We start from the raw sequence: 12,102 nt of genomic DNA on the forward strand, positions 1-12,102 counted from the left end.
ATAAGCTATGATGGGCACAACCCCAAACTATCACTTTACCTATGCAAGCCTTTATACTGATATCTCAGCTTCTTTTATGTTTAACTGCTGGATATGTCTTTGCCAAAAAAATTCCAAATAACTTTATTAAACTATGTTTTAAGGTTTTACCGTATTTCTCTTATCTACTCTTGATCGGAATTAGCATGGAGTTTACCCATGCCCTTGAACATATTCATGGCTCTTCGCATATATTAACCAGTGCAACTACATTGGCTTTTTTTACAACAATAGGGTCATTTTTATGTTGCTTTGCGCTTTATAAATTTATTGGCATACAACCCGTTTCAGGCAAAATCTCACTTACCCTACTATTCAAATCTTTCATCAGTATTTCCTATGCCTGTTTAGCGTTAGCTACAGGATTTCTTTTAGCAAAATTACTGGAAAATGTTGGAATTTCAGTACAAGTCAATACTTGGTATTTGCTGCTAGTTTTCATGTTTTTAATTGGACTCGATCTTGCATTTAGCCCTTTAGATCGCTCTTGGTTAAATTTTAAAATTCTTTTGGTACCTATCGGTTGCATTATTGGTTCAATTATTGGGGCTTTGCTATGTAGTATTTTTCTGGATCAACTTCAACTGAAAGATCTCATTATGTTGTCGCAAGGTTATGGTTTCTACTCCATGAGCGGAATTGTCGTCACCGAACTTAAAAATCCTGCATTAGGCAGTATTGCGCTGATTAATGATTTATTTCGTGAAATCTTTGCAATCATTCTTATGTATTGTATTGGTTGGCGTTATCCGCGCTCAGCAATCGCTTCAGCAGCAGCTACTGCTATGGACGTCTCACTTCCCATGGTCAAACAAGCTTGTGGCAACGACTTTATTCCTCACGCTATGGTCAGTGGTTTTATTCTCTCTATACTTGCACCTATTGCTGTTAGCTTACTCGCAGCACTTTAGTGATTTTAGGATTCCTTTGGCATTGAATGTTATGTTTCCATGCCAAGAAAAAATAAATTAAATTCTATACGCCAACTAAAAACCCATGTTAATACTCCCAACACCACTAACCACAACATCAATGATGGCAAATCCAATATTGACCCTATCGACACAAAATACACAATCAACAAATCTATTTTTTCATCTACCTTCTGAGTTCCTACAAAGTGTGCTGAAGCTCAGAAGCTTTCTCAAGTTCTTCATTCCAACGAACTACCAAACAATATAGCTGTAGTGATCACTACATACCCACTCTTTTTATTGTATTAACTTATATAAAAAAGCCTTTCATTAGAAAGGCTTTTATCGATTATTCACAATATTAAAAATTAAAGTGTTGCCAAAATATCTTTTAAGGTTTGACGCGGATTCTCAGATTTCGTAATTGGACGACCAATCACCAAATGCGTAGAACCATCTAGCATCGCTTGTTTTGGCGTAACAATTCGCTTTTGGTCATCCGCATTAGCACCTTCAGGGCGAATACCTGGCGTCACCAGAGCAAAATCTCGACCTAATAATTCACGCAACATTTTTGCTTCTTGCGCAGAACATACCACACCATCTAAACCACTATCTTTCGTTAAAGCTGCTAGACGTTTTACTTGTTCAAATGGCTCAATATCCAAACCAATATCACGCAAGTCTTCACGGCCCATTGATGTCAGTACAGTCACAGCAATCAGTTGAGTTGGATAACTCCCAGCCTTTAAACGCTCCACACAGGTTTCCATCATCTTACGGCCACCAGAGGCATGCACATTCACCATCCACACACCCAAATCTGCTGCTGCACATACAGCTTGTGCCGTGGTATTCGGGATATCATGAAACTTCAAATCCAAGAAAACTTCAAAACCTTCTGCGTGCAAGGCTTTGACTATCGATGGGCCTTCATGAGTAAATAACTCTTTACCAACTTTTACTCGACATAATGCAGGATCTAACTGCTCTGCAATGTGCAATGCATCAATTTGGCTTTTAGCATCTAGTGCAACAATGATACTCAAGAGAATTTACCTTTGATTAGACAAAAAGAAAGCCCATTATAATGGGCTTTTATTATCGTTTGTTACATCAAATACAGTTTTTTCATGCCTTACGTTCGCAGCTGCCTCAGCAGCAGCTAATTGTGCAGCCTGAATTTGTTCTTTTCGAAGGTGATCAATATCTTTACGTAAGCGTTTAATCTCCCAACTTGTCTGAAACACACGAAATACTTGTATACCAAGCAATAATCCAACCACCACACCCAAGGATAAAGTCAGCAATAAAACCAGACCTAAGCGCATAGCTGGGACTTGTGTAAATAACAAATCGACCGTGACTTCAGTACCGTTCTGTAAAACCAAAGTCAAGGAATAACCAAATAAAATGATTAATATGGCGACTAATACATAACGCATATACACCCCTTCTTATTATTAGTCTATAGCTTCATTCACCGCGTCACGTAATGCCTTACCAGGTTTAAAATGTGGAACTGCTTTTGCTGCTACTTCAACAGATCTTCCTGTTTTCGGATTGCGACCAATTCGCGGTTCACGATGATGCAAGGCAAAGCTACCAAACCCGCGAATTTCAATACGACTATCAGACGAAAGTGATGCAATCATTTGATCAATCATGATCTTAACAGCTTCTTCCACTAAAGGCTCCGCTAAGTGCGGGTTTTTTAGAGAAATACGCTCAATTAAGTCAGACTTATTAAGAGCTTCAGTAGTCATCGGCGACCTCTTTAATTATCAAGCTACTTTGTACCTAAACTGATAATAACCTGTTTAAATACAAAACGGTAGCGCAATAATTAAATACTACGCTACCGTTTACAGTATTTGTGTAAAAAGTATTAGTTAAATTACATTAACAATACAATTTATACGACCTACTTAGTGGTTCATTTGAGCTTTGATCAAGTCACCAATAGTCTTAGGACCATTTTCTTGAGACACAGATGCAGTCTTCAAGTTAGCAACAGCTTCTTTCTCTTCAGCTTCGTCTTTCGCTTTGATAGACAAGTTGATAGAGCGAGATTTACGATCAACGTTGATGATTTTAGCTTCTACTTCTTGACCAACTTCCAAGAATTTAGTTGCATCTTCAACGCGATCACGGTTGATTTCAGAAGCTTTTAATTGAGCTTCTACTTCGTCAGCCAACTTAACAGTAGCGCCTTTAGCGTCAACTGCAGTTACAGTACCTTTAACCAAAGCACCGCGTTCGTTAGCAGCTAAGAAATCGTTGAACGGATCGCTATTCATTTGCTTGATGCCAAGGCTGATACGGTTGCCTTCAGCGTCTACAGACAAGATAACAGCTTCAACAGTGTCACCTTTCTTGTAACGACGAATCGCTTCTTCACCTTGTTCATTCCAAGAAATATCAGACAAGTGAACTAGACCGTCGATACCACCTGGTAAACCAATGAAGATACCAAAGTCAGTGATAGATTTGATCGTACCAGAAACTTTCTCACCTTTGTCGTGGTTCTTAGCAAACTCTTCCCATGGGTTAGCACGAGTTTGTTTGATACCAAGAGAAATACGACGACGCTCTTCATCAACTTCAAGAACCATAACATCAACTTCGTCACCAATCTGAACAACTTTAGATGGGTGGATGTTTTTGTTCGTGTGGTCCATTTCTGAAACGTGTACTAAGCCTTCAACGCCTTCAGCGATTTCAGCGAAGCAACCGTAGTCAGTTAAGTTAGTTACGCGAGCTTTAACGATTGAACCTTTAGGGTAACGGCTCATGATCGCTAACCATGGATCTTCGCCTAATTGCTTAAGACCTAAAGATACGCGGTTACGCTCTTTGTCAAATTTAAGTACTTTAACAGTAACTTCTTGACCAACTTCAACAACTTCTGATGGGTGCTTGATACGTTTCCAAGCCATGTCAGTGATGTGAAGAAGACCATCGATACCGCCAAGGTCAACGAATGCGCCGTAATCAGTAAGGTTCTTAATAGTACCTGTAACTGTTTGACCTTCTTCAAGCTGAGCAAGAAGAGCTTCACGGTCAGCTGAAGATTCAGCTTCCATAACAGCACGACGAGATACAACAACGTTGTTACGTTTAGCATCAAGTTTGATTACTTTGAATTCTAACTCTTTACCTTCAAGGTGAGTCGTGTCACGGATAGGACGAGTATCTACCAAAGAACCTGGTAAGAACGCACGAACTGGACCGATGTCAACAGTGAAACCGCCTTTAACTTTACCAGAGATAACACCAGTAACGATTTCGCCATCTTCAAAGATTTTTTCAAGTTTAGTCCAAGTTTCAGCACGTTTCGCTTTTTCACGTGATAAAACAGTTTGGCCCATACCGTTGTCAAGAGCTTCAACAACAACATCTACTGTATCGCCAACTTGAACTTCAAGTTCACGTTGTTCGTTTAAGAATTCAGCACGGTCAACTACGCCTTCAGATTTAAGGCCAGTGTCAACTGTTACCCAGTCAGAGTCGATGCTTACTACAACGCCCTGGATGACAGCACCCTTTTCAACGTTGAGGTTTAATTCGCTTTCTTCAAAGAGGGCTGCAAAAGATTCGGTCATGATATACCCGATAAAGTATGCGGTCTTGGATCAGACAAGGCCGTTTTAGTTACGCGTCTACATAGTCCGTTATAAACTGATCAAGCTATGCTTTCGCTAAAAATTTCTTTACTTGGCTAACTGCTTGTCGATATATTGAGTCATGAGATTAAACACTTCATTAATGCTTAACTCAGAGCTATCAATAATCAAAGCATCTACTGCGGGTCTGAGTGGAGCGACTTCGCGTTCCATATCTCGTTTATCGCGAGCTTCAATATTAGCTAAAATGTCGTTTATTTTAACATCCAGCCCCATACCCTGCAACTGTTTTACCCGACGCTCAGCTCTGGATTGTGCTGAAGCGGTCAAATAAATCTTCGCTGGCGCTTCTGGAAAAATTGAAGTTGCCATATCGCGACCATCTGCAACTAAGCCTGGCGCTTGTGCAAAGGCACGCTGACGTTCAAATAATGCTGTTCTAAGTGCAGGAATTGCAGCGACTTTTGATGCGAATTCACCTACACGTTCAGTCCGAATGGTTTGAGTAACATCTTCGCCATCTAACAAAATCTGTGTTTCATTTGGGGTTGTTACAAATTGTATGTCTAAATTTGTTGCAATTTCAGCACAACGATCAATTTGAGAATCAATTTCTTCCAATAGGTTTTGCTTATGCAATGACAGTCCAAGCAACCGATATATAGCACCAGAATCTAATAAATGAAATTGATAGTGTGCAGCTAATTTAGCAGCGAGAGTACCTTTGCCCGAACCACTAGGGCCATCAATCGTAATAATTTTAACTGTCATTGCTTTTCCGTTATGCCTTACACAGATTTCGCGAGTTTAGAAAAACCTAGTTTAATCGCAGAATTAAGCTGTGCAAGGATTAATTTACTGACAAAGGGAACGCGTGCTTGTAATTCAATCGTATACGTCACCAATGTTGAATCTGGCGTCAATGCTTCAAACTCAATAATCCCGATATGGTGTTTAATGAATGGATTCTGGATAATTTTATATTCAATACGCTGATTTTCTTCCATTAATGTTATTTTTTCACGCAAAGGCTTTACAGGACCAATTCCCATCCGTCGAACTGAACCTAAGCCATCTGGTCTTTGTGGATCTTTTGAATCCACTATACGCTCGACTTGAATGGGTGCGAAAGCTACATTATAAGTTGCATGTTTTGCTAATAAATCAAAAACTTGTTGAATTGGGGCTTCAAATTTCTTTTTAACTTGAATTGAATTCATATATATATCCATTTTGACAATTTTTATTGTCATTAAATTCTACATGAAATTAAATAAATTAATTTGAACCATCAAGTTTTTCTTGTCTTTTTTGCTCTTTCTTCTGCTGACGACGCATTCTAAAGAAATCACTTAATTGCTGAGAACATTGCTCCTGCAAACACCCAGAAACCACTTCAAATTGATGATTATAATAGCCCGTTTCCAATAACTTACGTGCACTCACCAGAGAACCCGCTTTAGGTTCAGTTGCAGCAAACACCACTTTGGCAACGCGCGAATGAATTAAAGCCCCGACGCACATGGTACAAGGCTCTAAAGTCACATATAAAACCGTATCTGAAGGCAACCTATAATTTTGAAGTTTCTGGCATGCATGACGAATTGCTTGGATTTCTGCATGTGCTGTTGGGTCAATCTGTGAAATGGGAGCATTATGACCCACCCCAAGAATTTCATTCTGACTAACCAGAACGGCCCCGACAGGGATTTCCTGCTGTGAAGCAGCAATAGCAGCCTGCTCGTAAGCAAGCTGCATCCAATATTCATCAGAATAAAGTTCAAACTCCGTCATTAATTAGGCTAGCACACCATACTGTTTAAGCAATTGATTCCAACTTTCAATTGTCGTAACAGGTGGATTTGCAGATAAAATGCCTTTTAAGGACAAATCTGTTCCTTGAGTCCATTCTGGCGCCAAATCTTTGTCCACCAAACGTGCGCGAACACCTTCCACGAAGTCGGCATGACGAATTTTCCAATCAGAAATTTGCGTTTCTAACTCGAATACCTCATTCCAAGAGTGAATCTGCTTACCCCATTGCCATAACAACCATGTTAGCGCAGCAGTCGCAGGTGAACCTTTTTGTAAATTTTCACTGGCTTGACGCAACCAATCGCTACGAGCATCTCTCAAACCAATGATCGACTCATAATCATGTTCAAAATTTACACCACGACAAACGCTTTGGATTACATCCAAGGAGTTTTGTAACGGCCCTGGTCCTACAGGTCTATGCAAACTGTTTAAAGTATCATCAATTGCGCGGAAATCACCCGCTGGGTAGTGTCCCCAATCAATATTGACTAGCTTATCAAGTACCTTATCGCGGTGTGCATCACAAATATGCGTTGCCCAACCAATACTATAAGCACCAGCAGCCGTCATAATTGAGCCTGTTAAACCCGTAAACAACCCAATCGCACCACGATCGGCCAAGAAACGTGTTGCACCCACATCAGGATATAAACCAATATTAATTTCAGGCATTGCCAAACGTGAATATGGTGTCACCATACGGAAAGGGGCCGCCATAAATAGGCCTAAACCGCCACCCATGACATAGCCTTCACCCCAAACCAGTACTGGCTTCGCATAGTTATGCAAAAGCAGATCAAGTGCATATTCCTGTTCAAAGAATTTGTTTGCTGCATCAACTTCTGAATTAATGACCAGTTGACGTAATTTACGGACATCCCCACCCGCACAAAATGCTTTTGGTGTCGTAGAATCCAGCCAAATCGCCTTTACACGATCATCATGATGAAAATCTTGAAATACTTCTAACAGCGCCGAGACAATAGACTCATCGAGCGCATGTAAAGACTTCGGACGATTTAAACGTACAATACGCCAACCGTTAATTGCTTCTTCAACAAGAATATCAGGATGATAACTTTTTAATATGGGAGAATGTGTCATGCGTCCAGCTGCCAATTTATAGGCTCAATGCCATTATGTTTGAGATAATTATTTGTTTTTGAAAAAACTTTACATCCAAAAAAACCGCCACGATTTGCAGCCAGTGGAGATGGATGTGCCGCTTTTAAAATAAGGTGTTTATTCGGATCTATTCTTTGCCCTTTCCGTTGGGCATATGCGCCCCAAAGAATAAATACGATGTGTTCACGTTGTTCATTTAACACATCAATCACATGATCCGTAAAATTTTCCCAGCCACGCTTTTGGTGTGAAGTCGGTTGACCCGCCTCAACAGTCAGCACACTGTTCAGTAAGAGCACGCCTTGTTCCGCCCAATGAGTTAAATCACCGTGACGTGGAATTTCAACACCTATATCCGCATGTAATTCATGAAAAATATTACGTAAGGATGGTGGTAATGCAACACCTCTTTGCACAGAGAAACTTAAACCATGTGCCTGATTTGGTCCATGATAAGGGTCTTGCCCTAAAATCACCACCTTAACTTGCTCTAAAGGTGTTGTATTAAACGCATTAAAAATCAAGCTGCTCGGTGGATAGATTTCTTTCTGTGCTTGTTTTTCTGACACCAAAAAATCTCTTAACTCATCCATTTGTGGGCTGAGTAAGAAATCACTGAGTCCATATTTCCAACTAGCATCAAGCTGAACTTTATCCAACTTGTGTAGTTGTTGATCGGTATAAGACATGCTTATTTCCTAATCCCTTTGAATTCTTTCTTAATCTGTAAATTAAATTTTTACTTGTAAATCCACGCTCGGATTTTGGAATTTAAAGCCCTGTTTCAGCTTTTCATACATTAAAGGGTCAGTCCATTCTGATTGTACTTGTTCAGAAAATACAATTTCATCCAAGGACAATATTCCCATCTGTTTATTGTCAATATCTTCTAAAAAGCTTTGTGCATAACCTGTATCAGTCTCATGCACAATTACAGAATAGACTTCTACATCACCTTCACCATTTTGTGTTTCGGTTGATGCCAAAATCTGTTGCGCTAAAAAGAAGAAAATACGAGAAAATTGTTCCGCTGAAGGTGAAACAGGTAATGCCACCCAACGTGCACTAAATTTTTTACACGCCTGAATATACTCTGGGTCATCATGCTGCCAAAAACAAATTGCATGATCAAAACTGTCAAAAATGTCTTTGATTAGCCCTTTAAGCAGACCAAAGTCATATACCATTTGACCATGATCCAACTTCGAAGCTTTAAGTAGTAATTCAACTTTATAGCTATGCCCATGAATCGAACGCTTACAGCGGTCTGATGTGCAATTTCGCACTATATGCGCATTTTCGAACTTAAATAACTTACGAATTAACATGTGCCTTAACGGTATCAGTCATCAATGAAATAATATTAATTATAGAACAAAAGCGACCTAAAGCACATTAATTTTCCCATTTATCACGATCGGTCCTTGAGATTTACCTATTCAGGAGCAAGGGACCGACTCAGTACATAAACTTTCTTATCTTCTCTCAATAAATTTGTTTGAAATTGACGCTTCCTTTCACTCAGCACAACTTCAATTTTTGCACGAAAATAATTCGACTTTACCCCAAGTAAACTTTGAACTGAGCTTCGTGTATCAGCGTTAATCTGACTAAAAGGCGCTAGCTTCCAAAACTCATCTAGATTAGCAAAATGTTCTATATTCTGCTGTCTAGTCTCCAAAGCCGCCTGCACAGCTTTTACATCCAAATGCTCATCCAAACTCGCCAATACAATCGCAGGTGCAGTATTAATATTCAACTTGGTATCTTTAACCGAAATAGTACTGACATATGGTGCAATTTTTAGATATTTTTCACCTTCAAACCCTCGGACCATTTTTAGCTCATCAACCGAATGGAATTTTGTATTTGCTGGCAAATAAGCATTATTGAGTCCTCGATAATAGTTTTCTTCAGCCCCCATTGGTCCTATATTTTCATTATCAGCATCTTGCCAATCAATCACAGCTTCACTCAATTCGGCAGTTAAACCCACATTCATCAATAGTCGTTCAAACCATTGCTTTGCCGCGACATTAACCTGCCCCGAATCATCGATAAGACTATTCAGATTAAATTTACCAGATTCATCGTAAAGCTGCCCCGTCACATAACCATCTTCAACAGGAAATGCAGGCATGGGTTTTGCCCAATTTTCTTGTAAATAATCCACATCACTTGCATTTTCAGCATCTTCTTTTAACATTTCCGCAAAAAAGGTTTCCGCACTTTTTGCATACCACAATGATTGATTCTGTCGTATCAGATAAGCCGTATTGTCCGCAGTGAACTTCTGGCGCTGACCAATGGTTGCAGCCAAAATAGTAGCTAAAGCCACCATCACCAATATCGTGATTAATGCGATTCCCTTTTGCTTATTCATTTGACATCCCATTGTGTGCAGTAATGAACATTTACTGCGCTTTAACTCTTTTGTTTCTGCTCTAAATAATCTGTATTCAGCAGACTAAATATCCACTCATACGCAACACCATTGACCGTTAAATTTATTTTTATTCCCTTTGGCAGTCTCTTTTTTTGTACCAAATCGTCTTGCTGTTCCGCAAATTCAGGCCATGAAGAGAGTTCATTCGGATTCAACACGCTTACTTGAAACTGTTCAACATTTTCAAGCAATACACTTGATTCTGGCTGCATTTGTGCTGCTGCATTCAAACCACGCGTACGCAATCGGTTTAAGCGCTGCGTATCTGCTTGATATTGATATTGAATGCGTTCCTCGGCTGGAATACCCTGTAATAGCGGATCAGTGACACCAATTTTACTAAAAACAAAACGATCATTTTGCAAAACCAAAGCAGGTTCAATTTCACCATTTATATTTGAGGTCAGCGCTGCAATTTGAATACTGTCTTTTAAAATTTGCTGGTAGGCTTGTTGTAAATTCGCCAATTTCTGCTCATGTTGAGCATTACGCTCTTTTACTTTTATTAAATAATCAAAAACTTTCCAACCCAAAGCAGACAAAACTGCAAAAATTGCGATAGCAACCAACAGTTCGACCAAAGTAAAACCAGCGCGTTTTTGCATGATTATGTTCTATTATTAAAAAAGACCAAATGGGTAACTCCCGCTTCGGCTTTCCCTGTTTCCGTGTTAAACAACCGCACTTGTATTTCTACGCGTTGCACATTTGGACTAATCGTGGACTGTGCACTTCTCTCTATTTGCCAATGCTCACCTTGTTGGGATAACTGTTCAGACTGAGTACCATCCAACCACTCCCCTTTGATTTGCATTTCAGCGATTTCATTCTGTGCAACAAATTGAGCTTTGGTTCGTAAAATCGCTTGTGCTGTCGCTTGTGTATATTGCATTGCAACTTTGCTCAATGCCATTGCCGCAGTTGCGAAAATTGCCAAAGCCACCATGACTTCTAATAGTGTAAACCCTTTAGATTTCATTAATTTTACCTAAATGATCAATTTCAATTTCAGGTCCAATTGGCTGTTGTGAATAATAAAATTGTATTCTTACTGGCTTGACTTCACCATTACCCAACCAAATTAATTGGGGCGCTTTAGCATCCAACAAAGTTAAGTTCTGTGCTTTATCATATTGATAATCTGTCGATTGTATTTGAAAACTTACATTCTCTGGTAAAGGTTGTATTTTAAAAGCTGAATATTCTGTCCAAGAAGACTGGTTCACGACCGTATTCGCTTCAGTTTTTGCAGAATGATATTCCACAACCAGATATCGAAAAGGATTTACATCCGTTGCAGGCTGTACATTTAAAGCCAAAACAAGTGATTGATCATTAGACTCACGAGCAATACGTTGCACATTCATAATGAAAATTTCACGCGCTTGCATCGCTTTACGCTGATCAATCCCGCCAAAATTCATCATGATTAATGAAGTAACAATAGCGACCACCACAATGACAACCATCACCTCAATCAGTGTAAAACCTCGACTCGAAGTACGTTGATGGTATGTCATGATTTGAACGTCTACGAACTGACTTGTTTAGGCAATGCAAGGGCTTGGTCGATATACGCCACGCGTAAAGTATCACGTGAGCCAAGATAGCGTTGATAGAAGCTAGAATTCAAAATTGCAGCAGCACCATAGGTTAAAGACCAAATTGATGCCAGATAATCACGTACAGACATCAAACTCTGAATAGAACCCAAATAGGTTTCTGTCATATTAATAATGAGTCGTAAACGATGACGTCGCACCTTGTACAACTCACTAAATAAATGTTGAATGCCTTGACCTGTAATAGAAAGGCGTTCTTCTATTTGATGAAAAAGCACTGTCCGTTCAGGATGATGAAGATGATGGAGCATAAAGAATGCGAGATGTTCAGGAAAAGCTTTTTCCGAATCCATAATCATCTCTAGCAACATACGCTCATTACGAATAATGAGCAGCATATACAGTTCATCTTTACTTTGAAAATGCTTATAGAGTGTGCCTTTTGCTAAATCAAGCTCAGCAGCCAAAGCATCGAGTGTCATGCCTGATTCGCCATTTTCAAGCAATAATTGCTCAGCTACTTGGAAAATTAAAGTTTCTCTTGCTCGGAACTGAGCTTGACGATCCATCTT

The 12,102-nt window shown here is 39.5% G+C and carries 16 protein-coding genes; 1 reads left to right on the forward strand and 15 read right to left on the reverse strand.

The window, feature by feature from the left end; all coding sequences use genetic code 11:
• Positions 1 to 41 precede the first annotated feature (41 nt).
• The gene (locus tag E0H94_RS15030) at positions 42 to 950 is read left to right on the forward strand and encodes a lysine exporter LysO family protein (protein ID WP_131327248.1); all 909 of its coding nucleotides are present in this window, start codon (positions 42 to 44) and stop codon (positions 948 to 950) included.
• A gap of 371 nt (positions 951 to 1,321) precedes the next feature.
• On the opposite strand, the gene pyrF is transcribed toward E0H94_RS15030, so the two are convergent.
• From pyrF to E0H94_RS15105, 15 genes are all read right to left on the reverse strand, one after another.
• Positions 1,322 to 2,002 carry an orotidine-5'-phosphate decarboxylase gene (pyrF, locus tag E0H94_RS15035; protein WP_131327249.1) on the reverse strand — a complete coding sequence of 227 codons (681 nt, stop codon included), beginning with the start codon at positions 2,000 to 2,002 and terminating at the stop codon, positions 1,322 to 1,324.
• A gap of 36 nt (positions 2,003 to 2,038) precedes the next feature.
• Positions 2,039 to 2,398: a lipopolysaccharide assembly protein LapA domain-containing protein gene (locus E0H94_RS15040; RefSeq protein ID WP_131327250.1), complete on the reverse strand. Its 360-nt coding sequence runs from the start codon at positions 2,396 to 2,398 to the stop codon at positions 2,039 to 2,041.
• Between the two features lie 18 nt (positions 2,399 to 2,416).
• A complete protein-coding gene (locus tag E0H94_RS15045) occupies positions 2,417 to 2,719 on the reverse strand; it encodes an integration host factor subunit beta (RefSeq protein ID WP_116758970.1) in 303 nt (100 codons plus the stop codon).
• A gap of 162 nt (positions 2,720 to 2,881) precedes the next feature.
• Positions 2,882 to 4,558, reverse strand: coding sequence for a 30S ribosomal protein S1 (gene rpsA / locus E0H94_RS15050; RefSeq protein WP_131265432.1), 1,677 nt, complete (start codon positions 4,556 to 4,558; stop codon positions 2,882 to 2,884).
• Positions 4,559 to 4,666: 108 nt separating this feature from the next.
• A complete protein-coding gene (gene cmk, locus E0H94_RS15055; protein WP_131327251.1) occupies positions 4,667 to 5,350 on the reverse strand; it encodes a (d)CMP kinase in 684 nt (227 codons plus the stop codon).
• A gap of 17 nt (positions 5,351 to 5,367) precedes the next feature.
• Positions 5,368 to 5,799: an SRPBCC family protein gene (locus tag E0H94_RS15060; RefSeq protein ID WP_131327252.1), complete on the reverse strand. Its 432-nt coding sequence runs from the start codon at positions 5,797 to 5,799 to the stop codon at positions 5,368 to 5,370.
• 58 nt (positions 5,800 to 5,857) lie between these two features.
• Positions 5,858 to 6,373 (reverse strand): tRNA adenosine(34) deaminase TadA, encoded by a 516-nt coding sequence (gene tadA / locus E0H94_RS15065; protein ID WP_131327253.1) that lies wholly within the window; start codon positions 6,371 to 6,373, stop codon positions 5,858 to 5,860.
• Positions 6,374 to 6,376: 3 nt separating this feature from the next.
• Positions 6,377 to 7,501 carry an enoyl-CoA hydratase/isomerase family protein gene (locus E0H94_RS15070; protein ID WP_131327254.1) on the reverse strand — a complete coding sequence of 375 codons (1,125 nt, stop codon included), beginning with the start codon at positions 7,499 to 7,501 and terminating at the stop codon, positions 6,377 to 6,379.
• A complete protein-coding gene (ung, locus tag E0H94_RS15075; protein ID WP_116758964.1) occupies positions 7,498 to 8,211 on the reverse strand; it encodes a uracil-DNA glycosylase in 714 nt (237 codons plus the stop codon). Before ung ends, E0H94_RS15070 begins: the two co-directional genes overlap by 4 nt.
• A 42-nt stretch (positions 8,212 to 8,253) precedes the next feature.
• Positions 8,254 to 8,850 (reverse strand): 6-pyruvoyl trahydropterin synthase family protein, encoded by a 597-nt coding sequence (locus E0H94_RS15080; protein ID WP_131265438.1) that lies wholly within the window; start codon positions 8,848 to 8,850, stop codon positions 8,254 to 8,256.
• Positions 8,851 to 8,957: 107 nt separating this feature from the next.
• Positions 8,958 to 9,905, reverse strand: coding sequence for a type II secretion system minor pseudopilin GspK (gene gspK / locus E0H94_RS15085; protein WP_131327255.1), 948 nt, complete (start codon positions 9,903 to 9,905; stop codon positions 8,958 to 8,960).
• A 41-nt stretch (positions 9,906 to 9,946) separates the two neighbouring features.
• Complete coding sequence (gspJ, locus tag E0H94_RS15090; RefSeq protein ID WP_131327256.1) at positions 9,947 to 10,573, reverse strand: type II secretion system minor pseudopilin GspJ; 627 nt, start codon at positions 10,571 to 10,573, stop codon at positions 9,947 to 9,949.
• A gap of 2 nt (positions 10,574 to 10,575) precedes the next feature.
• Entirely contained in the window at positions 10,576 to 10,947 is a 372-nt protein-coding gene (gene gspI / locus E0H94_RS15095; protein WP_131327257.1) for a type II secretion system minor pseudopilin GspI, read from the reverse strand.
• Positions 10,937 to 11,488, reverse strand: coding sequence for a prepilin-type N-terminal cleavage/methylation domain-containing protein (locus E0H94_RS15100; protein WP_131327258.1), 552 nt, complete (start codon positions 11,486 to 11,488; stop codon positions 10,937 to 10,939). Before E0H94_RS15100 ends, gspI begins: the two co-directional genes overlap by 11 nt.
• A gap of 11 nt (positions 11,489 to 11,499) precedes the next feature.
• Positions 11,500 to 12,099 carry a TetR/AcrR family transcriptional regulator gene (locus E0H94_RS15105; RefSeq protein ID WP_116758958.1) on the reverse strand — a complete coding sequence of 200 codons (600 nt, stop codon included), beginning with the start codon at positions 12,097 to 12,099 and terminating at the stop codon, positions 11,500 to 11,502.
• Positions 12,100 to 12,102: the final 3 nt, after the last annotated feature.

Origin of the sequence: Acinetobacter sp. ANC 4173 (genome assembly GCF_004331255.1) — a bacterium.
GTDB lineage: Bacteria > Pseudomonadota > Gammaproteobacteria > Pseudomonadales > Moraxellaceae > Acinetobacter.